This window comes from Streptomyces gilvus (genome assembly GCF_022513565.1).
Taxonomy (GTDB): Bacteria; Actinomycetota; Actinomycetes; order Streptomycetales; family Streptomycetaceae; genus Streptomyces; species Streptomyces gilvus.
Genome location: NZ_JAKWBE010000006.1, coordinates 186,878 through 209,607 on the forward strand (window position 1 = coordinate 186,878; position 22,730 = coordinate 209,607).

Annotated in this window: 20 protein-coding genes; 10 read left to right on the forward strand and 10 right to left on the reverse strand. The window is 68.8% G+C overall.

Going from position 1 to position 22,730, the window contains the following annotated elements:
• Window positions 1–43 precede the first annotated feature (43 nt).
• Complete coding sequence (gene dnaA, locus MKW14_RS12330; RefSeq protein WP_308314594.1) at window positions 44–1,999, reverse strand: chromosomal replication initiator protein DnaA; 1,956 nt, start codon at window positions 1,997–1,999, stop codon at window positions 44–46.
• Between the two features lie 384 nt (window positions 2,000–2,383).
• Between dnaA and rpmH the strand changes: the two genes are divergently transcribed.
• The 9 genes from rpmH to MKW14_RS12375 all read left to right on the forward strand — a co-directional run bounded on the left by rpmH (window position 2,384) and on the right by MKW14_RS12375 (window position 9,264).
• Complete coding sequence (gene rpmH, locus MKW14_RS12335; RefSeq protein ID WP_003956500.1) at window positions 2,384–2,521, forward strand: 50S ribosomal protein L34; 138 nt, start codon at window positions 2,384–2,386, stop codon at window positions 2,519–2,521.
• A 21-nt stretch (window positions 2,522–2,542) separates the two neighbouring features.
• Window positions 2,543–2,914: a ribonuclease P protein component gene (rnpA, locus tag MKW14_RS12340; RefSeq protein ID WP_133048360.1), complete on the forward strand. Its 372-nt coding sequence runs from the start codon at window positions 2,543–2,545 to the stop codon at window positions 2,912–2,914.
• The gene (yidD, locus tag MKW14_RS12345) at window positions 2,911–3,288 is read left to right on the forward strand and encodes a membrane protein insertion efficiency factor YidD (protein WP_208780332.1); all 378 of its coding nucleotides are present in this window, start codon (window positions 2,911–2,913) and stop codon (window positions 3,286–3,288) included. The genes rnpA and yidD overlap by 4 nt, the downstream gene beginning before the upstream one ends.
• A 3-nt stretch (window positions 3,289–3,291) precedes the next feature.
• On the forward strand, window positions 3,292–4,569 hold the full coding sequence (gene yidC, locus MKW14_RS12350; RefSeq protein WP_240862120.1) for a membrane protein insertase YidC: 1,278 nt from the start codon (window positions 3,292–3,294) through the stop codon (window positions 4,567–4,569).
• 15 nt (window positions 4,570–4,584) lie between these two features.
• Entirely contained in the window at window positions 4,585–5,097 is a 513-nt protein-coding gene (locus tag MKW14_RS12355; RefSeq protein WP_188290077.1) for a Jag family protein, read from the forward strand.
• Window positions 5,098–5,214: 117 nt separating this feature from the next.
• Complete coding sequence (gene rsmG / locus MKW14_RS12360) at window positions 5,215–5,931, forward strand: 16S rRNA (guanine(527)-N(7))-methyltransferase RsmG (RefSeq protein ID WP_240862123.1); 717 nt, start codon at window positions 5,215–5,217, stop codon at window positions 5,929–5,931.
• Window positions 5,932–6,196: 265 nt separating this feature from the next.
• A complete protein-coding gene (locus tag MKW14_RS12365) occupies window positions 6,197–7,270 on the forward strand; it encodes a ParA family protein (RefSeq protein ID WP_208780343.1) in 1,074 nt (357 codons plus the stop codon).
• Window positions 7,267–8,355 (forward strand): ParB/RepB/Spo0J family partition protein, encoded by a 1,089-nt coding sequence (locus MKW14_RS12370; protein WP_240862124.1) that lies wholly within the window; start codon window positions 7,267–7,269, stop codon window positions 8,353–8,355. Before MKW14_RS12365 ends, MKW14_RS12370 begins: the two co-directional genes overlap by 4 nt.
• A 291-nt stretch (window positions 8,356–8,646) precedes the next feature.
• Window positions 8,647–9,264 carry a GNAT family N-acetyltransferase gene (locus tag MKW14_RS12375; RefSeq protein WP_240862126.1) on the forward strand — a complete coding sequence of 206 codons (618 nt, stop codon included), beginning with the start codon at window positions 8,647–8,649 and terminating at the stop codon, window positions 9,262–9,264.
• 86 nt (window positions 9,265–9,350) lie between these two features.
• On the opposite strand, the gene trxA is transcribed toward MKW14_RS12375, so the two are convergent.
• From trxA to MKW14_RS12410, 7 genes are all read right to left on the reverse strand, one after another.
• Complete coding sequence (gene trxA, locus MKW14_RS12380) at window positions 9,351–9,680, reverse strand: thioredoxin (RefSeq protein WP_058924306.1); 330 nt, start codon at window positions 9,678–9,680, stop codon at window positions 9,351–9,353.
• 43 nt (window positions 9,681–9,723) lie between these two features.
• Window positions 9,724–10,692: a thioredoxin-disulfide reductase gene (trxB, locus tag MKW14_RS12385; RefSeq protein ID WP_240862128.1), complete on the reverse strand. Its 969-nt coding sequence runs from the start codon at window positions 10,690–10,692 to the stop codon at window positions 9,724–9,726.
• A gap of 189 nt (window positions 10,693–10,881) precedes the next feature.
• Window positions 10,882–11,760, reverse strand: a complete 879-nt coding sequence (locus tag MKW14_RS12390; protein ID WP_240862129.1) for an anti-sigma factor family protein — start codon at window positions 11,758–11,760, stop codon at window positions 10,882–10,884.
• Window positions 11,757–12,482, reverse strand: coding sequence for an RNA polymerase sigma factor SigM (gene sigM / locus MKW14_RS12395; protein WP_240862131.1), 726 nt, complete (start codon window positions 12,480–12,482; stop codon window positions 11,757–11,759). Before sigM ends, MKW14_RS12390 begins: the two co-directional genes overlap by 4 nt.
• A 26-nt stretch (window positions 12,483–12,508) precedes the next feature.
• Entirely contained in the window at window positions 12,509–14,230 is a 1,722-nt protein-coding gene (locus MKW14_RS12400; RefSeq protein ID WP_240862133.1) for a serine/threonine protein kinase, read from the reverse strand.
• Between the two features lie 140 nt (window positions 14,231–14,370).
• Window positions 14,371–16,626 carry a murein biosynthesis integral membrane protein MurJ gene (gene murJ, locus MKW14_RS12405; protein WP_240862136.1) on the reverse strand — a complete coding sequence of 752 codons (2,256 nt, stop codon included), beginning with the start codon at window positions 16,624–16,626 and terminating at the stop codon, window positions 14,371–14,373.
• A 43-nt stretch (window positions 16,627–16,669) separates the two neighbouring features.
• On the reverse strand, window positions 16,670–19,060 hold the full coding sequence (locus tag MKW14_RS12410) for a DUF6049 family protein (protein ID WP_240862138.1): 2,391 nt from the start codon (window positions 19,058–19,060) through the stop codon (window positions 16,670–16,672).
• 211 nt (window positions 19,061–19,271) lie between these two features.
• On the opposite strand from MKW14_RS12410, the gene MKW14_RS12415 reads away from it, so the two are divergent.
• Window positions 19,272–20,714, forward strand: coding sequence for a CCA tRNA nucleotidyltransferase (locus MKW14_RS12415; RefSeq protein WP_240862140.1), 1,443 nt, complete (start codon window positions 19,272–19,274; stop codon window positions 20,712–20,714).
• A 104-nt stretch (window positions 20,715–20,818) separates the two neighbouring features.
• Here MKW14_RS12415 and MKW14_RS12420 read toward each other — a convergent pair whose 3' ends face one another.
• Both MKW14_RS12420 and MKW14_RS12425 read right to left on the reverse strand, forming a co-directional pair.
• Entirely contained in the window at window positions 20,819–21,343 is a 525-nt protein-coding gene (locus MKW14_RS12420) for an LppU/SCO3897 family protein (RefSeq protein WP_240862143.1), read from the reverse strand.
• A 91-nt stretch (window positions 21,344–21,434) separates the two neighbouring features.
• On the reverse strand, window positions 21,435–22,727 hold the full coding sequence (locus MKW14_RS12425; protein WP_240862145.1) for an MFS transporter: 1,293 nt from the start codon (window positions 22,725–22,727) through the stop codon (window positions 21,435–21,437).
• Window positions 22,728–22,730: the final 3 nt, after the last annotated feature.

Consider the following 22,730-nt stretch of genomic DNA (forward strand, 5'->3'; position numbering starts at 1 on the left):
GGGAGCGCCCTCGACGGCGTGAGCGTGGCTGTGAGTGGCCGGCTCAGCCGTTCTTGATGCGGTTCGTCAGCTCCGTCACCTGGTTGTAGATGGAGCGCCGCTCGGCCATCAGATTGCGGATCTTGCGGTCCGCGTGCATGACGGTCGTGTGGTCGCGGTTGCCGAACTGCGCGCCGATCTTCGGCAGCGAGAGGTCGGTGAGCTCACGGCACAGGTACATGGCGATCTGCCGGGCGGTGACCAGGGCCCGGCCGCGCGAGGTGCCGCACAGGTCATCCACCGTCAGCCCGAAGTACTGCGCGGTCTCCGCCATGATGGCGCCGGCCGTGATCTCGGGGGCGGAGTCCTCGCCGCCGGGGATCAGGTCCTTGAGGACGATCTCCGTCAGACCCAGGTCCACCGGCTGCCGGTTGAGCGAGGCGAACGCCGTCACCCGGATCAGCGCGCCCTCCAGCTCGCGGATGTTGCGCGAGATGCGGGAGGCGATGAACTCCAGTACCTCCGGCGGGGCGTTGAGCTGCTCCTGCACCGCCTTCTTGCGCAGGATCGCGATGCGCGTCTCCAGCTCGGGCGGCTGGACGTCGGTGATCAGACCCCACTCGAAACGGTTCCGCAGCCGGTCCTCCAGCGTGACCAGCTGCTTGGGCGGCCGGTCGCTGGAGAGCACGATCTGCTTGTTGGCGTTGTGGAGCGTGTTGAAGGTGTGGAAGAACTCCTCCTGCGTCGACTCCTTGTCCGCGAGGAACTGGATGTCGTCGACGAGCAGGATGTCCATCTCGCGGTACCGCTTGCGGAAGCTGTCGCCCTTGCCGTCGCGGATGGAGTTGATGAACTCGTTGGTGAACTCCTCCGAGCTCACATAACGCACGCGCGTGCCCGGATAGAGGCTGCGCGCGTAGTGCCCGATCGCGTGCAGCAGGTGCGTCTTGCCGAGGCCCGACTCCCCGTAGATGAACAGGGGGTTGTAGGCCTTCGCCGGCGCTTCGGCGACGGCGACCGCGGCCGCGTGCGCGAAACGGTTGGAGGCGCCGATGACGAACGTGTCGAAGAGGTACTTCGGGTTCAGGCGCGCGGTGGGCTCACCGGGACCGGTGGCCGGCGCGGGCTTCGCGGCCAGCGGGCCGGGGGCGCCGGTGGTGGGCAGGTTGGGGCCGACGGGGCCGCCCCGGTGGACGTGTCCCGAGCCGGACGGCGGCTCGGGCAGCTCCCGGCGGGCGTCGCGGTCGTAGTCGCCGCGGCCGTCGCGGTCGTAGTCCGGGCGCGGCTGGTCGTAGTCGGGGCGCTGGCCGTCGTAGGGCGGCCGCTCCATCGGCTGCGGACGGTAGTCCTGGGACGGCGGGGCGTACGAGTCCTGCGGGGAGCCGTAGGAGTCCTGCGACGGAGAGGCGTAGGGGTCGCGCTCCGGAAAGCCGAGGCGCTGCTGCTGCCAGCTGTACTCGTCCTGGGAGGGGCGCGGCCAGGCGCCGGGCTCCGGACGCTGGTACTCGGAGGGGTAGGCCGGGCGCGGGCTGGGCAGCTGGTCCGCGCGCGGGGGCGGCAACTGGTCGCCGGCGCCGCCGGGCAGCTGTTCGGTGCGGGTCTGGCGGCGATCGTCGGCGCGGTGGCGGCCGTAGCCCTCGTACTGGTTGTCGTAGGGGCCGTCGTACTGGCCCGAGGGCAGTTCCGGTTCCTCGTAGCGCGGCTGGGAGCGGACCGGAGGCGCCGGCGGGGCCGGGGGTTCGCCGGCGGAGTCGTCGACCGTGATCGCGATACGGATCGGGCGGCCGCACTCGCGGCTCAGCGTCTCGCTGACGATCGGCGCGAGGCGTCCCTCGAGCACCCCCTTCGCGAACTCGTTCGGTACGGCGAGCAGGGCGGTGTCCGCGACGAGCGCGAGCGGCTGGCAGCGCCGGATCCAGTGCTCGTCCTTCGTCTCCACACCCTGCCCGCGCCCCTCGCCGAGAAGCTGCTCCAGTACTCGTGGCCACACTGCGGCAAGATCGGCAGGTACGTCAGCCACAGGGCACGCTCTCTCACGAGTCCCACGAACGTGTGGTTGTGGGACGGGTCGGGATTCAAATGGGGTGGAGCCAAGAACAAGGGGTCAAGGGAACGAATCGGAGTTCAGCCACGGTAGTCAGGGCGACGGGTGCGGTTCAAGTTGTTGTCCCCAGGCTGTGGACAGTGTCTCTCCGTGACTCCTGGTTTGACCGGATGGCGTAGCCGCGCGTACCGTAACCAGGTCGAGTTGTCGATGGCTGCTGCCGCCTGCCTCCGAAGGGCACAGATCGCGTCAGGTGATCGGGAAGCGGTGCACTCGGGCGTAACTGCGAGCTACTCGTGGGCGCACGGTGACAGCCAGGACGGCACCCGCAACCACCGATTTGATTTCTGGAGCCCCCGAGTGAGCAAGCGCACCTTCCAGCCGAACAACCGTCGTCGCGCGAAGACCCACGGCTTCCGGCTGCGTATGCGCACCCGTGCCGGCCGCGCGATTCTCGCGTCCCGCCGTAGCAAGGGTCGCGCCCGTCTGTCCGCCTGATCCCGGTCAGGTCATGCCGTCGTGCTGCCCACCGAGAACCGGCTGAGGCGGCGCGAGGACTTCGCGACCGCGGTACGACGAGGGCGCCGGGCCGGCCGCCCGTCCCTCGTCGTCCATCTTCGTAGCGGTGCCACGGACCCGCACGCGCCTGGGGAGAGCGCTCCCCCGACGCGTGCGGGTTTCGTCGTGAGCAAGGCCGTGGGCGGAGCGGTCGTCCGCAACAAGGTGAAGCGCAGGCTTCGTCATCTGATGCGCGACCGAGTCGCCCTGTTTCCCCCCGGTAGCCTGGTAGTCGTACGAGCGCTGCCCGGTGCGGGTGACGCCGACCATGCCCAACTGGCCCGAGACCTGGATGCCGCCCTGGAGCGGCTGCTGGGAGGGGGCGCGCGATGAAGTACCCGCTGCTGGCTCTGATCAAGCTGTACCAGTGGACGATCAGTCCGCTGCTCGGACCGGTGTGCAAGTACTACCCGTCGTGTTCCCACTACGGCTACACGGCCATCGACCGCCACGGCGCCATCAAGGGCACGGCGCTCACGGCCTGGCGCATCCTGCGGTGCAATCCGTGGTCGCTGGGCGGTGTGGACCATGTCCCTGAGCGCAAGCGCCCGCGGTGGCACGAAATGCTGCGTGACGCCTGGCGCGCACGCAGGGGCGGGCCCTCCGCCGCCGAACCGGTCACCGAAGAGAATCCTGTTTCGAGCACCGAAGAGAATCCTCCTTCGAGCCCGGCCGCAGAGACCTCGTCCCATGCCCAAGGAGCATGATTAGTGGACACGATTGCCAGCCTCTTCAGCTTCATCACGACACCCGTCTCATGGGTCATCGTCCAGTTCCACAAGATGTACGGCGCCATCTTCGGCCCCGACACCGGGTGGGCCTGGGGCCTGTCGATCGTGTCCCTGGTGATCCTGATCCGTATCTGCCTGATCCCGCTCTTCGTGAAGCAGATCAAGTCGACGCGGGCCATGCAGACGCTCCAGCCGGAGATGAAGAAGATCCAGGAGCGCTACAAGAACGACAAACAGCGTCAGTCCGAAGAGATGATGAAGCTGTACAAGGAGACGGGCACCAACCCGCTCTCCTCGTGCCTTCCCATCCTGGCGCAGTCCCCGTTCTTCTTCGCCCTGTACCACGTGCTCAACGGCATCGCCTCGGGCAAGACCATCGGCGTCATCAACGACTCGCTGCTGGCCAGCGCCCGTAAGGCGCACATCTTCGGGGCACCGCTCGCCGCGAAGTTCAAGGACGGCGCCGCCACCGTCCACGCCCTGGGCGCCACGGTCACCGACGTGCGGGTCGTCACCGCGCTCATGATCGTCCTGATGTCGGCCTCGCAGTTCTACACGCAGCGCCAGCTGATGACGAAGAACGTCGACACCACGGTGAAGACGCCGTTCATGCAGCAGCAGAAGATGCTGATGTACGTCTTCCCGGTCATGTTCGCCGTCTTCGGCATCAACTTCCCGGTCGGTGTCCTCGTCTACTGGCTGACCACCAACGTGTGGACCATGGGCCAGCAGATGTACGTCATCCACAACAACCCGACCCCGGGTTCCAAGGCCCAGGCCGCCTACCTGGAGCGCCTGAGCAAGCACGTCACGCAGCACGGCAAGGTCCGTCGCCGCAGCGAGAAGACGATCGTCAAGGCGATCGTCACCAAGGGTCGCGACCGCAACGAGTTCGAGCGCAAGTTCATCAACGGTCTGAACAAGGCGGGCCTCGCGGCCCAGGCCGACGGCACCGTGGTGAGGAGCGACAGCGCCGTGGCGGTCCAGACTGAGGACGGTACGCCCACGACGACGACCGGCACCGCCGTTCCCAAGCGCCAGCAGCCCAAGCGTCAGACCAAGGCCCAGCGGCAGTCCGGCGGCGCCAAGCCGGCCGGTGAGACCACCTCGCTGAGCAAGTCCGACGAGCCCGAGGACGCCAAGCCTGCCGCCCCTGCCGAGAAGGCCGCTCCACAGCCCGGCGCCGGCACCCGCAGCAAGGCCCAGTCCGGGCAGCGCAAAGGCCCGCAGCGCCCCAAGTCCCCGTCCAAGAAGTAAGAAGGAGCCCATCCCGTGACGGAAGGCACCACCTCCGCCGCCGCCGAGGGTGCAGACACCCTGACCCGCCTGGAGCAGGAGGGCGAGATCGCGGCGGACTACCTCGAGGGTCTGCTGGACATCGCCGATCTCGACGGCGACATCGACATGGACGTCGAGGCCGACCGCGCCGCTGTCTCGATCATCAGCGACGCGGGGAGCCGAGACCTGCAGAAGCTGGTCGGCCGCGACGGCGAGGTGCTGGAGGCGCTGCAGGAGCTGACGCGCCTGGCCGTCCACCGGGAGACCGGGGACCGCAGCCGGCTGATGCTGGACATCGCGGGCTACCGGGCCAAGAAGCGTGCCGAGCTGTCCGAGCTGGGTGCCAAGGCCGCCGCCGATGTGAAGAACACCGGCGAGCCGGTGAAGCTGAAGCCGATGACGCCGTTCGAGCGCAAGGTGGTGCACGACGCGGTCAAGGCCGCGGGCCTGCGCAGCGAGTCCGAGGGCGAGGAGCCGCAGCGCTTCGTCGTCGTGCTTCCCGCCTGATCGGTCCCCCACGTCCCTCCGGCCCCGTCTGTTGAGCAGACGGGGCCGGTCTTTGTCAGCCTGATAGTTCTGGTGGTCGGTGCCGGTGCGCCGGTGTGGTATGGAAGGACGGTCCCCGTGACGGAGGCAGCGGAGCTCCCCCCTGCGCCCGAGCATGCGCGTGAGGTGTTCGGCGATCGCTTCGCGGACGCTGTGCGCTATGCGGAGCTGCTCGCCGAGGCGGGTGTGCAGCGGGGTCTGATCGGCCCACGAGAAGTGCCCCGCCTGTGGGAGCGGCATCTGCTGAACTGCGCGGTGCTCTCGGAGGTCGTACCCGAGGGCGTCACCGTGTGCGACGTCGGCTCGGGGGCCGGCCTGCCGGGCATCCCCCTGGCGCTCGTCCGGGAGGACCTGAAGATCACCCTGCTGGAGCCCTTGCTGCGGCGGACCAACTTCCTCACCGAGGTCGTGGAGCTGCTGGGCCTGGACCACGTGACGGTCGTCCGCGGCCGCGCCGAAGAGGTCATGGGCAAGCTCACTCCGGTCCATGTGGTGACGGCGCGGGCGGTGGCCCCGCTGGACCGGCTGGCCACCTGGGGAATCCCCCTGCTGCGTCCCTACGGCGAGATGCTGGCGCTCAAGGGAGATACGGCGGAGGAAGAGCTCAAGAGCGCTGCTACGGCGCTCAGCAAGCTCGGCGCCGTGGAGACCTCCATCCTGCATGTGGGTGAGGGAGTGGTGGATCCCTTGTCCACGGTCGTCCGGGTCGAGGTCGGGGAGAGCCCCGGCGGTGTGCGCTTCGCGGCCAAGCGTGCGAAGGCCGCCCGCACCGGTCGCGCGCGTCGACGCCGCTGATCCGTCCTGACGACGAGACGTACTCCACACAAGCTGCCAAACCTACGCACGCCGGAGTGTCGCGACAGTTCGATCACCGCTGCTGTGCATCGTGTTTCACGTGAAACGTCGCTCACTGTTGCACGGCATCATCAGCCGGGGCCGCGCTGCGGCCGAACCCCGCGACCGAAAGCCTCTTGGTTCACTCGATGAGGGTGTGGAGTTGTCCACAGAGGTGGATTTCTCCACAGAACAACAGGCCTCACTGGTTCACAACCCCGAAGACATGGGAGGCTCTGTTCATTGCGAGCCTGAAGTCGAGGAGAGTGAATCCTTGCGGTCCGACGCCAACATCGCGGGACCGATGACCGATCCGGTCCCCGGTCCCCGTACCGAGTCGATGGGGGAGGATGTTTCACGTGAAACACCGCCTCCGATGGACGACACTCCGATCGGTCGTGCTGCCCAACTGGCGGTGGAGGCGCTGAATCGCGCCGGCGAGGGCCTGCCACGGCCCGAGCAGACCCGCATCATCGTGGTCGCCAACCAGAAGGGCGGCGTGGGGAAGACGACGACTACGGTCAACCTCGCCGCTTCACTGGCTGTGCACGGTGGCCGTGTCCTCGTGGTCGACCTCGACCCCCAGGGCAACGCGTCCACGGCCCTGGGAATCGACCACCATGCCGAAGTGCCCTCCATCTACGACGTGTTGATCGACAGCAAGCCTCTGGCCGAAGTCGTCCAGCCCGTCCCTGATGTGGAAGGACTCTTCTGTGCGCCCGCCACCATCGATCTCGCCGGTGCGGAGATTGAGCTGGTGTCCCTGGTGGCGCGTGAGAGCCGACTGCAGCGGGCGATCCAGGCGTACGAGCATCCGCTGGACTACATCCTCATCGACTGCCCGCCCTCGCTCGGCCTGCTGACGGTCAACGCGTTGGTCGCCGGTGCTGAGGTGCTCATCCCGATCCAGTGCGAGTACTACGCGCTGGAAGGCCTGGGGCAACTGCTGCGCAATGTCGACCTGGTGCGGGGGCACCTCAACCCCGCCCTGCATGTCTCGACGATTCTGCTCACCATGTACGACGGCCGGACGCGGCTCGCGTCGCAGGTCGCGGAAGAGGTGCGCACCCACTTCGGCGACGAGGTGCTGCGGACAAGCATTCCCCGCTCGGTCCGCATCTCTGAGGCGCCGAGCTACGGACAGACAGTGCTGACCTATGATCCGGGGTCCAGCGGTGCCTTGTCCTATCTTGAGGCGGCACGAGAAATCGCTCTGAAGGGCGTCGGCGTCAGCTACGACCCGACGCAGGCCCATATCGGCGCCCAGAGCAACCCGAGCATGGTGGAGGGGATTCAGTGAGCGAGCGACGGAGGGGTTTGGGCCGTGGTCTCGGCGCACTGATCCCCGCAGCCCCGACGGAGAGGACGCCGGCCCCGGCCGCGGCTCCCGCGTCACCCGCATCGGTTCCGGTGCTGACGACCGACCGCGGAGTGGCGGCGGCGAAGGTGGCCACACTGCCGCCTGTTTCACATGAAACCGAGGAGCCGTCGCTGTACGGCGCCGTGGAGACGCCCGCACCTCCCGTGGGCGCCCACTTCGCGGAACTTCCCCTCGACTCCATCAGCCCGAACCCTCGCCAGCCGCGTGACGTCTTCGACGAGGACGCACTGCAGGAACTCGTCACCTCCATCAAGGAGGTCGGCCTCCTCCAGCCCGTCGTCGTACGGCAGGTCGGCCCCGCGCGCTATGAGCTCATCATGGGTGAGCGGCGCTGGCGGGCCAGCCGTGAGGCCGGTCTCGAGGCGATTCCGGCGATCGTGCGGGCCACGGAGGACGACAAGCTTCTCCTGGACGCCCTCCTGGAGAACCTGCACCGCGCGCAGCTGAACCCACTGGAAGAGGCCGCGGCCTACGACCAGCTCCTGAAGGACTTCAACTGCACGCATGACCAGCTGGCCGACCGTATCGGTCGATCCCGTCCGCAGGTCTCCAACACCCTGCGTCTGCTGAAGCTCTCGCCGGCGGTCCAGCGGCGGGTGGCCGCGGGAGTCCTCTCCGCCGGTCACGCCAGGGCGCTGCTGTCCGTCGAGGACTCGGAGGAGCAGGACCGACTCGCCCACCGGATCGTGGCCGAGGGTCTCTCCGTCCGGGCCGTCGAGGAGATCGTGACCCTCATGGGCTCGCGGCCGCAGACGGCTCAGCGCTCCAAGGGCCCCCGGGCCGGGGCCCGGGTCTCCCCGGCGCTCAGCGACCTGGCGACTCGGCTCTCGGACCGCTTCGAGACGCGGGTGAAGGTCGACCTGGGGCAGAAGAAGGGGAAGATCACAGTCGAGTTCGCCTCCATGGAGGACCTCGAGCGGATCCTCGACACGCTCGCCCCGGGCGAGGGTCCAGTTCTGCAGAAGGGCCTTGCGGAGGGTGACTCGGAGGAGTCCGAGGCCTAGGCAGTCAGTGGCGGGCCGTGTCCGGTGTGTACGGACACGGCCCGCTCTTTGCTTTCAGGCGGTATCGATGAAATGGCTGTGTGGATACGATGCGTTCAGGTATGGCGCATCCGCCTGGCAGTACCTCTGAGAGGGGGCAGGGGCCATGCGAACGATGAGCCGCACCGGGCTGGTGGGCGCGGGCCTTGGACTCGGCGCGGTCGGCGGTTTCGTCGGTAGCCTGCTGAGGGAACGGAGCGCTCTGACAGCCGCTCGTGACGCTGCGGGCGAAGGAAGCGAGGAACAGCCTTCATGGGGCGTCGGCTCGTACCGCTCACGCTGGACAACCTTCAGGACCTTCCCAAGCGTTGCCGCTCGTGTGTCTTCTGGGAACTGGATCCCGTCAGCGGTGAGGCCGCGGTAAACGCGGGCACGGCCGCGCTGGAGAAAGAGGCATGGATCTCGGCCGTCCTCCTCGACTGGGGATCGTGCGGCCGGGTCGTGTACGTCGACGACGTACCGGTGGGCTTCGTGCTCTACGCACCGCCCGCGTACGTCCCCCGCTCCACCGCGTTTCCCACGAGCCCCATGTCGCCGGACGCGGTACAGCTGATGACCGCGTTCATCATGCCGGGGTACCAGGGGCAGGGGCTGGGACGGGTGATGGTCCAGACGGTCGCCAAGGATCTCCTGCGCCGGGGCTTCAAGGCCATCGAAGCCTTCGGAGACGCGCGGTGGAAGGAGCCCGCGTGTGTGCTGCCGGCCGACCACCTCCTTGCGGTGGGCTTCAAGACCGTACGGCCGCACCCCACGTACCCCCGCCTACGGCTGGAGCTGCGTACGACGCTCTCCTGGAAGGAAGACGTGGAGATGGCGCTCGACCGGCTCCTGGGGGCCGTACAGAAGGAACCGGCGCTCCGTCCCCTCTGAGGGGCCTGACAGGCCGCGTCAACGCGAAGGGGCCGACCCGTCCGGGTCGGCCCCTCATGTTTCACGTGAAACGTCACTCGGCAACGTCACTCGGCGATGAAGTCCTCGAGGTCACGGACGATCGCGGCCTTCGGCTTCGCACCGACGATGGTCTTGGCGACCTCGCCGCCCTGGTAGACGTTCAGCGTCGGGATGGACATGACGCCGTACTTGGCGGCCGTACCAGGGTTCTCGTCGATGTTGAGCTTGACGACCTCGATCTTGTCGCCGTACTCCTTGGCGATCGCCTCGAGCGACGGGGCGATCTGGCGGCACGGACCGCACCAGGCGGCCCAGAAGTCCACCAGAACAGGCTTGTCGCTCTTGAGGACGTCCTGCTCGAAGGAGTCGTCGGTCACGTTCTTCAGGTCGGCCACGGCGGGGGCTCCTTTAACTGGTGTGCGGTGGGGCAGAAGGGGGTCAGACGGAGGTCTTCTCGGGCTCGGCCTGCTCCTCGTCCGCCAGGGCGGCGAGGAAACGCTCGGCGTCGAGAGCGGAGGAGCAACCGGTGCCGGCGGCGGTGATCGCCTGGCGGTAGGTGTGGTCGACGACGTCACCGGCGGCGAACACACCGGTCACATTGGTGCGGGTCGAGGGGGCGTCGACCTTGAGGTAGCCCTCCTCGTCCAGGTCGAGCTGCCCCTTGAAGAGTTCGGTGCGCGGGTCGTGGCCGATCGCGATGAACAGACCGGTGACCGCCAGGTCGCTCAGCTCGCCGGTCTTGAGGTTGCGCAGCTTCAGGCCCGCCAGCTTCTGGTCGCCCTGGATCTCGGCTACCTCGCTGTCCCACACGAACTTGATCTTCGGGTCGGCGAACGCGCGCTCCTGCATCGCCTTGGAGGCGCGCAGGGTGTCCCGGCGGTGGACGATCGTCACGGACTTGGCGAAGCGGGAGAGGAAGGTGGCCTCCTCCATCGCGGTGTCGCCGCCGCCGATCACGGCGATGTCCTGGTCCTTGAAGAAGAAGCCGTCGCAGGTGGCACACCAGGAGACACCGCGACCGGAGAGCGCGTCCTCGTTCGGCAGGCCGAGCTTGCGGTGCTGCGAGCCGGTGGTGACGATGACGGCCTTCGCCTTGTGGACGGTGCCGGCGGTGTCCGTGACGGTCTTGATCTCACCGGTCAGGTCGACGGAGACGACGTCGTCCGGGACGAGCTCGGCGCCGAAACGCTCGGCCTGGGCGCGCATGTTGTCCATGAGCTCGGGACCCATGATGCCGTCCTGGAAGCCGGGGAAGTTCTCCACCTCGGTGGTGTTCATGAGCGCACCACCGGCGGTGACGGCGCCCTCGAAGACCAGCGGCTTCAGCGACGCGCGCGCGGTGTAGAGCGCCGCCGTGTAGCCGGCGGGCCCGGAGCCGATGATGATCACGTTACGGACGTCGCTCACGGCTAGTTCCTCGTCTCTGGTCTGCGTCGTTGGACCGGCGGGAGCGCCTTTCGGAACGCTCACCCCACCCAACGGATCCTAAGGGGCGCGCATTCCCGCTGTGTCCGGGCACACGGAGCATGGCGCCGGAGCATGGGAAGACGCGACACCGTACGGGATACCACGGGAGACGCAGACGAAGCCTCGGCGCTACGGCCGGGTGTAGGACTGCCTCAGCAGAACCTTGGCCTTCGTCGGCGGATGGGAGACGCACGCCGTGTCGACGAGGTACGCGTTCACCTTGGTGCTGTCCGAGGGATCGGAGAGAACGACGAGCAGGGCGTGGGTGCCCTTGTAGGTGCCCTCCTCGGTCGCCAGCGCCACGTCATTGCGGCCGATGCCGTTCTGGATGCAGGGGGGCACCGAGGGCGCACGGTCGAGCTTGGGCGAGACGATGCCAGGGTCGCTCTGCATGCCCACGCTGCTGTGCGGCGCGGAGGAACCGCGTCCCTGGGTCTGCGCCTTCGCCAGGAGGTCGGTCACCTGCTTCTCGAGCCGGGTGTCGGAGAAGGTGTCCGCCGTCGCGGTCTGCCGGCCGCCTGCCTCCGGGCTGGAGGGCTTGCCGTCGTCGAGTGTGGCGATCAGCACGGATCCGAGTCCCAGAGCGGCGATGGCGAAGACGCCACCGAGAACGGCGATCCTACGACGTCCCGCCCTCTTGCGGTTCTTGCGGCCCGGTCCGGTCGTCGAGACCCGTGCCCGCCCGGAGGGGCGATCTGCGGTGGCCGACGTTTCACGTGAAACATGAGCGGTGTCGTCGGAGTCAGGTGCTGTGGAACGCAGGAGTGCCTCTGCGGCGAGGGCGGCGTCGATGCGACCGGCGACGTCGGCGGGCATCTGCGGCGGTCCGGGAAGCGTGCCGAGCAGTCCCCGGATCTCCTCCAAGGACGCATAGACGTCCGCGCAGAGTTCGCACCCGTCGAGATGCTGCCGTATGTCGGCGGTACGGGCCGCGGGAAGGAGACCCTCGGTGAGGTCGGAGATTTCGGCGACGTCCGGGTGCCCGGCCATGTCCGTCGTGGATGTCACGCTCGCCCACCTCCGCCCTTCACAGCAGCTGAATCGCTTGGCCCGGTATCACGTGGACCGGCAGTCGGCGGCCCCGCTGCCGGTGGGACGGATGTCCCCTGAGTCCGGTTCCGCCTCTCACCCTGTTCTTTTCCGGTGCCGGCGCCTTCCGGCCGGAGGTGGGTGAGCAGCGGCAGGAGTCTCGCTCTGCCCCGGGCGCAGCGGCTCTTGACGGTTCCGGTCGGGACGTCGAGCATGGCGGCGGCTTCGGCGACGGGGTAGCCCTGCATGTCCACGAGGACGAGGGCAGCACGCTGGTCGGGCGGGAGGGTGCCGAGCGCCTCCAGCAGCTGGCGGTGCAGGTCGTTGCGCTCCGCAGGGGCCGACGCCTCCTCGTGTGGCTCCAGCAGCTGCTCCAGTCGTTCGGTGTCGTCGACGGGAGCGGTCTTGCGCGAGGCAGCCTTCCGGGCGCGGTCCAGACAGGCGTTCACCGTGATGCGGTGGAGCCACGTCGTGACAGCCGACTGGCCCCGGAAGGTGTGGGCGGCCCGGTAGGCGGACACCAGCGCGTCCTGGACGGCGTCGGCGGCTTCCTCACGGTCGCCCAGCGTCCGCAGCGCCACGGCCCAGAGACGATCCCGATGCCGGCGCACGAGCTCACCGAAGGCGTCCGGGTCGCCCTTTACATGGCGGGCGAGAAGGTCCTGATCACTTGCGTCGCCATATGCGTTCTCATCTGCCATCGGACCCCCTCCCGTGTACGACGTGCTCAGCCTGTGAACTTCAGGTCGGTGATGGCCTGCTTGTATCCCGCGTCGCTGTACGCGTCTCCCGGCGCGTACGGCAGGGCCGTGAACCAGACGAGCACGTACCGGCTCTTCACCGGCTTGGTGACCGTCACCTTGGCGGTCGTTCCCGTCGTCGTCACCGACCCCATTTTCGTCATCGACGTCAGCGCAACCGACGAACTCATGGAATCGGTCGCGTACAGCGTGACGGTCGTGTGGTTGCCGCCGAACAGAAGCCCTATCGAGGCTGCGGACACCTCCTGCTGCGAGCCGAAGTCGTAGACGATACCGACGCCGGGCTTGAAGAGGGGGTTCATGTTCGGACCGTCCTTGTAGCTGGCGGTGCGCCAGTACGTGGAACTGTCGTGGTCGTAGGTCTTGTCGACGTCGTTGGGGTGCTGTGCGTCGCCCTTGGCGACGTATTCCTGCGCTCCCTCGATGGCAAGGGTCCTGACCGGCTTCGGCGCCTTGCTGTTCTTGTCGTTGCCGTCCGTCGTCTGGGTCTTGTTGGTGTCGTCGGACTTGTTGCCGCTGTCCATGAGGACTTCCGCGAGCTGCCAACTGCCCAGCCCCAGCGCGGCGATGAGGAGCGCCGACACGGCCCACTTCAGTGCCCTGCCGGTACGGCTCTGCAGCGGGGCAGGCGGTGACGGGACGGGCTGGGTGGCGCCCGGGTGGGGTGCCGGACGGCCGTAGGTGCCCTGCTGGTAGGTCGTGCGCTGGTACTCCGGCGGGGCGGTGAACGCCGGCTCCGGCGGGCGGATGCGTGGCATCTCGCCGATCGCCTTCACCAGCTCCTCCGGCGTCGTGCAGGGGGACTCGTGCCGGGAAGCGGTCGCCCCGTCGTTGGCCAGCGCGCGCATGCTGAGCTCGGAGAGGCCGCGGTGCACACCCGCCCGCACCTGGTCCGGCGCGATCAGGCCGACGTCCTTGGGCAGCCCGGACAGACCGTAGGCGTCGCTCTCGTACGGCCAGCGCTGGGTGAGCGCCGCGTACAACAGCGCGCCGATGGCCTCCGTGTCGGTGCGCTGCGGGGTGGCGGAGCTGATGCCGCGCAGCGCGGCGTTCACGGCGAGGCCGCGGATGCGCCACTGGCCGGTCGACGTGCGCAGCACGGCGTTGGGGTTCAGGCGCAGATGGGCCAGTCCCTCACGGTGCGCGGCCGCCATCGCGGAGGCGATCTGACTGACCATCTGGTACGCCTCGTACACCTCGAGCGGGCCCGGCGCGAGGAGGGTGGTCAGCTCGACGGCGTCGGGGAGCCACTCGTGGACGACGTAGACGAGGTCGTTCTCCTCGACCGCGTCCAGCACCTGCACGAAGCGCGGATCACCGAGCAGCGCCGAGGAACGGGCCGCGGCCAGTACGGAACGCGCCCGCGCATGGTCGGCGGGCAGGATGTGGACGCCGACGGCGCGGCGGAGTTTCTCGTCCACGGCACGCCAACTGCTGAATCCGTCCAGACGGGTGACGCACTCCTCCAGGCGGTACCGTCTGGCGAGTTTGTGGCCGCTGTGCAGTTCGGGCGCCGAGGCCTCCCCGGAACCTTCGGTCCCGCCACTCCCCTGTGCCTCGTCGATCTCCGTGTCCCGCTCCCGGTTCTGGGCCACCCCGTCGGCCGTGGACTGGTCCGCCTGTGCGGTCAGCGGCTCGTCGCCGCTGTTGTCTGCCACGTCGACGGCAGCCGTGCTCCGTTCCGCCACCGTCGTCCCTGCCTCCCCATCCATTGCGCGCGCCGACCGCCATCCGTGCGCGCCGTCCGACGCCGAAACCAATTGTGCCCACAGTCCGCCGCTATGCACGACACACGGTGGCGGACGATGGTTGTGCGCGTACCCCCGCGTCAGCGCCCCAGACGCCCGCGGACCATGCCGACCAGCGAGTTGAGCTCCTCGATGCGCATCTTGCGAGCCGCGAGGAAGAACGTCCCGAGCAGGACCGCCCCACCGACCAGCAGCGACGCGAAGGACCCGACGACGCCCTGACCGAGCGTGTGGCCGATCCCGTAGCAGGCGGCGCCGCTGAGGGCGGCCGCGGGCACCGAGGCGATGCCGAGCCTGGCGTACGTCCGCAGGACGCGGGTGCCGTCCAGGTCGCCGCCCAGCCGCTTGCGCAGCCGGTTCCAGGCGACACCGACGCCGATGGCGTAGGCGAGGCCGTAGGCGGCGGCCATGCCGGCGACCGCCCAGCGGGCCGGCAGCACGAGGTAACAGAGGGCGGAGGTCCCAGCGTTGACCGCGGCCACGATGACCGTGTTGTAGAAGGGGGTCCGGGTGTCCTCGTAGGCGTAGAAGGCGCGCAGGACGACGTACTGCACGGAGTACGGGATCAGTCCGAGCCCGAAGGCCATCAGCATGTAGCCCATGTTGGTGGCCGCGCCGGTGCCCGAGGTGCCGAAGATGAGCGTGCACATCGGGATGCCGAGGGCGAGGAAGCCGAATGCGATCGGCACGATCGCGACGGCCGTGGTGCGCAGGCCCTGGGAGATGTCGTCACGGACGGCGCCGCCGTCGCCCTCGGCAGCCGAGCGTGAGAGGCGCGGCAGCAGGGCGGCCATCAGGGAGACGGTGATGATGGCCTGCGGCAGGCCCCAGATGAGCTGGGCGTTGGCGTAGGCGGAGAAGCCGGTACCGGCGAGGTTCGTGTCCTTGACGGCCGCGGTGGCCAGCTGGGTGACGACGAGGGCGCCCGCCTGGTTCGCGAGGACGAAGAGCACGGTCCACTTGGCGAGCATCGCCGCCTTGCCGAGACCGTGGCCCTTCCAGTCGAAGCGCAGCCGCAGCCGGAAGCCCGTCTCACGCAAGTAGGGGATCATGGCCAGTGCCTGGACGACGAGGCCGAGCAGGACGCCGATGCCGAGGAGCCGCTGGCCCTCCGGCGGAATGGTGGTGACGCTCATGCCCGAGTCCCTGGAGGTGCCGTACACCCACAGGAACATGCCGAGCGTCACGATGATGACGATGTTGTTGAGGACCGGCGTCCACATCATGGCGCCGAACTTCCCGCGGGCGTTGAGGACCTGACCCATCACCACGTGGACGCCCATGAAGAAGATCGAGGGCAGGAAGTACCGGGTGAAGGTGATGGCGACCTCGTTGGCGGCGGGATCGCTCGCCACGGGGTTCGACAGCATCCGCACCAGGAGCGGCGCGATGAGGACACCGACCACGGTGAGAGCGGCCAGCGCGACCATCACCAAGGTCAGCAGCCGGTTGGCGAAGGCCTCGCCACCGTCCTCGTCCTCCTTCATCGAACGCACCAGCTGCGGGACGAAGACGGAGTTGAGACCGCCGCCCACGGTGAGGATGTAGATCATCGTCGGCAACTGGTAGGCCACCTGGAAGGTGTCGCCGAGGAGAGCGGTGCCGAGCGCCGAGACGATCAGCGCGGAGCGGACGAAGCCGGTGAGGCGGGAGACCATCGTGCCCGCGGCCATGACGGCACTGGACTGCAGCAGCCCGGAGGCCCGGCCGCCCTTCTTCACGGCCGGAGCCGCGGCGGCGGCCGGGGGTGCGGCGGGCGTGGGAGTGAGGTTCATGGTCTGGTCGTCGACCGGCGCCGACATGGGGGTCTGCGCTCCCGGAGCGGTCGCCGGGGCCGGCACCATCAGGGGTTCGGGGGTCAGGGGCCCGGCGCCCTGTTGCTGGTCCCGGAAGAGATGCGCGAACGCGTCGTGCTCGGGGCGCTCCTCGCCGGCCCGGGTCACCAGGTCGTCGACACCGACGTACTGGGTGGTGCGGGGGTCGTCGCCGTGCGGCAGGTACTGGGTCGCGCCGTCCGGCTCGGGCGCCGGGGGCCGGGCCCACATGCGCGGGTCGGGAGCGTACGGCGACTGGGGCGGCTGGGCGTACAGCGGCTGCTGCGGCTGGTAGCTGCCCGGGGGCGGCGGAGGGTGCGCGGCACGGTCGTAGAGCGCCTCGGCGACGGGATCCTGCGCCGCCAGGTCCTGTGCGCGGTAGGGGTCCTGGTCGTAGGTGTCCTGGAGGTACATGTCGGCGGGCGGCTGCGGCGGCACCTGACCGGGCTCGGGCGGCGGGCCCTCGGGGTACCCCGAGCTGCCCACGGCCTGGCCGCGGTCACCGTCGTACGGCGCGTTCATGGTTACCCCACCTCATAGTCCCGGGCCCACGGCCACGACATCCTCAACGGTCCACTCTCTCACCCGTGCCGGACGGGTCCGTGCTTTCCGCTGCGGTGTCCGCTGTCGGGTCACTCGGCTGCTGCGGGTCGTCTGCCCGGGCATCGGTGCCCGACTCCTCCTTGAGACGGCCGTCCGGGCCCTCGGGGTTCTCCGGTCCCTCACCGCCCTCGGCCGCCGCGTCGTCGGGACCGTTCTCCGCGGCTTCGCGGGCGGCTGCCCGCTTGCGCTGGGTGTACATGCGGAAACCGGCGAGAACGAGCAGCAGGAAGCCGCCGCCGATGACCAGCATCACGGTGGCCGTGAACTCGGTGACCTTGACCTCGAAGGAGACCGGGCCGCCGTACTTCTGGCCGTCCTCCGTGTACAGCTGGGCCGTCACGGTCGCCTGGCCGTTGGCCTTGGCCGTCGTGGTGAACTTCACCGTCTGGCTGTGGCCGCCGGAGACCGCGATGGGCTGTTCGTCGTAGGCGCCGTCGCCGATCTTGAGGCGGGTGGGGCTGTTCGAGGTGAGCCGCAGCACCAGGTGCTGGACGCCCTGCACCAGGTTGTTCTGGACCGTGACGGGGATCGTGGCGCTGCGTCCGGACAGCTTGGTGTCGGACTTGTCGATCAGCTTGACCTGGCCGGTCAGGCCGGTGAGGTAGGTGTCCACGTCGGTGCGGAAGCTCTGCGCGGCATACCGGCGGCCGCGCCACGACGTGGACATCTCGCGGTTCATGGCCCGCCCGAAGGGGGTCACCACCCGCGACTCGTTGCTCAGGATCACCCTGAAGTTGTCGAGCTTGTCCTCGGTGCCCGCGATCTGCTCGAAGGCCGAGCGCGGCAGCTCCTGCTTGCGCAGCGAGGAGGGGTACTCCGAAGCCGGCGGCACCTTGGTGGTGGCGCCCGGGTCCGGCTTGGCCTTCGCGGCCGCCGTGAGCTTCTCGGTCTGGGACCAGTTCCCGGCCTCGAGGTCCGTCACGGCCTCGGCCATGGCCTGGGCCTGGCGGGTCGTCGGGATGCGCTGCGGGGCGACGACGATGGTGCGCTGCTTGTTCGTCTGGGTGTTCAGGGCGAGGCTCTGGGCGAGGAACCTCTGCACGGCCAATGTGGACGCGGAGGCCCTGCTCAGATCGCCCTGGAAGGCCGTCGACAGACGGGAGTCCGCGACCACCGCCGTGATGCCGCCACCGATCGGACGGGCAGCGGAGGGCGTGTACGGCAGGCCGCCGGTCTCCTGGAGGCTGTCGCTTCGGGCGATGATCTGGTCGGCGCCCGCGGAGGTGGCGACCTTCACGATCGACGGGTCGACGGCGCCGTCCACGGGCCAGGCGAAGTCGGTCGTCGGGGTGACGTGCAGCACCGTCTTCACCGTGGTGGCGGCGACGTCCGTGGCTTCCTTGAGGTGGCTCAGCGAGCCGGTGACGCTGGTGCCGTTGTGGGCGAGGGAGGCCAGGTCCGGGTCGGCGAAGGGGAGGGCGACGACCTCCTTGTCCGCCACCGCCTGCTGCAGCTCGTCGAGCCACTGCTTCGCGATCGCCTGGTGCGTGCCCGCCGTGGTGCCGCTCGCGGTCTGGATCTTGTAGCTGCCGGTCATGGCGTCGACGGAGGCCAGCAGGTCGGGGTCGACGACCCAGGTCACGTCGAGGTTCTTGCCCAGTGAGAGCATCTCGTCCAGGCGGCCGCCGGGAGAGATCGCCTTGGCGAGGTCGTCGTTGAGGAAGACCGGCGTCTGCTGTTGGTTCGACCCGGTCTCCGCCGTCATGTGGACGTCGGAGATCAGGGGCCACAGGAACGTCGTCTTCGTCTTGGTGTCCGCGGTGTCGGGCTGCCAGGGCAGGAAGGTCCGCTGGACACCGAGCACCTGGTCCCACGGCTGGGCGGAGGTCTGGCCGGAGAGCGAGACGGCGAACTGGTACACCCCGTCGTCGCCGAGGTTCAGCTTGTCGACCGGAACGGAGATGCTGAAGGGCTCGGCGACCCCCGGAGTGAGCTTGGCGAAGTCCTCGATGTACTTCCCGCCGACCTCCGTGCCGCTGGGACCCTGGAGGCTGTCGCTGTTCTGAGCGGCGCTGTCGATGCCGGAACGCGTGGTCAGCTCGGGGCCGACGCGCAGTCCCACATGGGCGTCGGTGACCGCCTGCTTGCCGTTGTTGGTCACTGTCCCGGACACGGTGAGGGTGTCGCCGTCCGTGGGGGCGGTCGGGCTCAGGGAGTCGAGGGAGATGGCCACCGAGCCGGAACCGGAGGCGTCCTGCAGGGCGGTCCGGCCCACGGCGTCCGCGTGGCCCGCGACGGGCAGCTGCAACAGACCGGCCAGCAGCGGCGCCCCGGCGAGCAGCGCCCCGGAGCGCCGCAGCCAGCGGCGGGCAGGTGAGGGACTCGTCCCCTGGAAGTCTGCCGCCTCGGCCACGCGCTCGCCCGTCCCTCGTCGTCGTCAGTGGTCGTCGCAATGTGCGTCCACGCATGGTAACGATGCGCGCTGAGGGTAAGTGCCGCGGACTGCTCCGCAAGATCGGGGAACAAGATCGTGCCGTCCCATATGTGGCTGTATAAGGACCGCGGGGTTGTGCACGTTCAATGGAGGCGCCCACGGTCGTTCGGGCCACGTACCCTCTTCTGTTGTGCCGAACGCCAACGAAGACAACGCCCGTGCCCTGAACCAGGCTCCGTCCAGCACACCGGACGAGGTGCTGAGGGTCGCCCCTGTCGCAGACGACCTCGCCCGCCGCTTCCAGGCGGCCGGGTTCTCACTCGCCCTCGTCGGCGGCTCGGTCCGGGACGCGCTGCTGGGACGGCTCGGCAACGACCTCGACTTCACGACCGACGCCCGCCCCGAGGACGTCCTCAAGATCGTCCGGCCCTGGGCCGACGCCGTGTGGGAGGTCGGCATCGCCTTCGGCACGGTCGGTGCGCAGAAGGACGGCTACCAGATCGAGGTGACGACCTACCGGTCCGAGGCGTACGACCGTACCTCCCGCAAGCCCGAGGTGGCATACGGCGACTCGATCGAGGAGGATCTCGTCCGGCGGGACTTCACCGTGAACGCGATGGCTCTCGCGCTTCCCGAGCAGAAGTTCATCGATCCCCACGATGGACGCGCCGATATCGCCGCCCGTGTGCTGCGTACCCCTGGCACTCCCGAGGACTCCTTCTCGGACGACCCGCTACGGATGATGCGCGCGGCGCGCTTCGCCGCTCAGCTCGACTTCGAGGTGGCTCCCGAGGTCGTGACGGCCATGAAGGAGATGGCGGGGCGGATCGAGATCGTCTCGGCGGAGCGGGTGCGGGACGAGCTCAACAAGCTGATCCTGTCCGGCAATCCGCGCAAGGGCCTGACCCTCCTCGTCGACACCGGCCTCGCCGACCACGTTCTGCCCGAGCTGCCGGCCCTACGACTGGAGAGCGACGAGCACCACCGCCACAAGGACGTCTACGAGCACACGCTCATCGTCCTGGAACAGGCGATCGCGCTGGAGGAGGACGGTCCCGATCTCACCCTGCGTCTGTCGGCGCTCCTGCATGACATCGGAAAGCCACGTACCCGTCGCTTCGAGAAGGACGGACGGGTCTCGTTCCACCACCACGAGGTGGTGGGGGCGAAGATGACCAAGAAGCGCATGACAGCACTCAAGTACTCCAACGAAATGGTGAAGGACGTCTCACACCTGGTCGAACTCCACCTGCGCTTCCACGGATACGGCACGGGTGAATGGACGGACTCCGCGGTCCGCCGCTATGTCCGTGACGCCGGCCCCCTCCTGGGTCGGCTCCACAAGCTGACCCGCTCGGACTGCACCACCCGCAACAAGCGGAAGGCGGCGGCACTGTCCCGCGCCTACGACGGTCTGGAGGAGCGCATCGCTCAACTCCAGGAGCAGGAGGAGCTGGACGCCATCCGCCCGGACCTGGACGGCAATCAGATCATGGAGATCCTGGGTGTCGCCCCGGGGCCGGTCATCGGCCGTGCCTACCGCCACATGCTGGAACTGCGGCTGGAGAACGGACCGATGGAGCACGACACGGCGGTGGCCGCGCTCAAGGAGTGGTGGGCCGAACAGAGCTGAACCTCTGTGAACCGGCGGCATGTTTCACGTGAAACATGCCGCCACACGACATGCGCCGGGGCGGTGTTTCACGTGAAACACCGCCCCGGCGCTGCACGCCCTCGTTACTTGTAGTCCTTCAGGCAGAGCAGGAAGTCGCTGCTGTCGCCGGACTCGGTGTACGTGTACTGGAAGTCCTTGGCCGCGGCCTCACACTTCGTCGAAGCCGAGAGCTCGGTGGAGTACGACCCCTTCACCTTGGCCAGCACCACGTACTGGGCCTTCGACGAGCCGCAGTCGACCACCTCGAGGTCCGGGTTGGTGTCGGAGGTGCTGCCGCGGTGCATGCAGTCACCGACCTTGGCGGTGTTGGCGTCGTCCTGGCTGGCTATGTAGCCCACGATGGCCGCGACGGCCACGACCGCGACGATGACGATGTTCTTGATCGTCTTGAAGCTCAGCTTGCGGCGAGGCTGCGCCGGAACCGGGGCGTACGGCGCGGCCCCCGGCGGGGGAAACCCGGGCTGCCCGGGCTGACCCGGCTGCTGGGGGTAGGCGGCGTGCGGCGGGTACGGAGCCTGGGGCTGCGGCTGGCCGTAGGGCTGCTGGTCCTGGGCGAACGGGTTCTGGCCCTGAGGCGGAGTGGTCATGTGGGTGTCCCCCTGAAAGTGAATGAGCTGCGCACATAAGAGACGCGTAAGACGGAGGTAAGTTACCGGCCGCCACTGACACTGCTGTGACTCAGGTGGACTCTGTGGCCTTCATGTGACACTTACGGTGCTCAAAGCGGGCCATAGTCGCAGCAATTGCTCCGTAGCCAACGGCGACCGCGACGACCACGGTCGTGGAACGGCCGTCGGGTGGCAGCATCAGTGCGGCGACCGCGGCGGCGCCGACGAAGGCGATGTTGAACAGGACGTCGTAGACGGAGAAGATCCGCCCGCGGAAGCCGTCGTCGACGCGGGACTGCACGATCGTGTCCGTCGCGATCTTCGCCCCCTGCGTCGTCAGACCCAGGACGAACGTCGCGACGAGCATGGGACCGACGGCGAACGGGAGCCCGAGCGCAGGCTCCAGCACCGCGGCACTCGCCGCGCACACGACGATCCAGCGGCCGGGACCGAGCCGTCCCGCCGCCCACGGCGTCACGACGGCGGCCGCGAAGAAGCCGGCGGCGGACGTCCCCAAGGCCAGTCCCAGCAGCCGCAGTCCGTCGTCCGTGTCCGAGGAGAAGGCGTACCGGCACAGCATCAGCAGCATGACCAGGAGGGCGCCGTAGCAGAACCGCATCAGCGTCATCGTCAGGAGCGCCCAGGCCGCCTCCCGGCGCGCTGGAGCGGTCAGGTGCCGTACCGCTGCCGTCAGGTCGCGAGCGGTCCCGGCGAGTGCCGTACGGAGGCGCGGCTGTACCAACTCCTGGTCGGGCCCCAGCAGCCCGGGTGCCAGGCGCAGAGAGGCGAACGCCCCGCACAGGTAGAGCAGGGCGCCCAGCAGCACCACGGCGGCGTCCGAGTCGGCCACCACCAGCCGCACGACGAAGGCGAGACCTCCGCCGACGGTCGCGGCGAGCGTTCCGGCGGTCGGCGACAGGGAGTTGGCCATGACCAGCCGTTCCTCGTCCACGACGCGCGGCAGGGCGGCGGACAGTCCCGCGAGGACGAAGCGGTTGACGGCGGTGACGCAGAGCGCGGAGGCGTAGAAGAGCCAGTCCGGGACGTGGGTGAGGATCAGGACGGCTGTGGCCGAGGCCATCAGGGCGCGCAGCAGGTTGCCGTAGAGGAAGACCTGGCGACGGCGCCAGCGGTCCAGGAGAACGCCGGCGAAGGGGCCGACCAAGGAGTACGGGAGCAGCAGGACCGCCATCGCGGAGGCGATGGCGGCGGCCGAGGTCTGCTTCTCCGGAGAGAAGACCACGTAGGCGGCGAGCGCGATCTGGTAGACCCCGTCGGCTCCCTGGGAGAGCAGTCGTACGGCCAGCAGTCGTCGGAAGTTCCGGAAGCGGAGCAGGACGCGCAGGTCGCGGACGACGGACATGGG

Coding starts and splice junctions, on each gene's coding strand:
- yidD (WP_208780332.1), top strand. CDS start 2,911: ATGAAGTACCCGCTGCTGGCTCTGATCAAGCTGTACCAGTGGACGATC.
- MKW14_RS12365 (WP_208780343.1), top strand. CDS start 6,197: ATGGGAGGCTCTGTTCATTGCGAGCCTGAAGTCGAGGAGAGTGAATCC.
- MKW14_RS12375 (WP_240862126.1), top strand. CDS start 8,647: ATGGGGCGTCGGCTCGTACCGCTCACGCTGGACAACCTTCAGGACCTT.
- sigM (WP_240862131.1), bottom strand. CDS start 12,482: ATGGCAGATGAGAACGCATATGGCGACGCAAGTGATCAGGACCTTCTC.
- murJ (WP_240862136.1), bottom strand. CDS start 16,626: ATGAACGCGCCGTACGACGGTGACCGCGGCCAGGCCGTGGGCAGCTCG.
- MKW14_RS12420 (WP_240862143.1), bottom strand. CDS start 21,343: ATGACCACTCCGCCTCAGGGCCAGAACCCGTTCGCCCAGGACCAGCAG.
- MKW14_RS12425 (WP_240862145.1), bottom strand. CDS start 22,727: ATGTCCGTCGTCCGCGACCTGCGCGTCCTGCTCCGCTTCCGGAACTTC.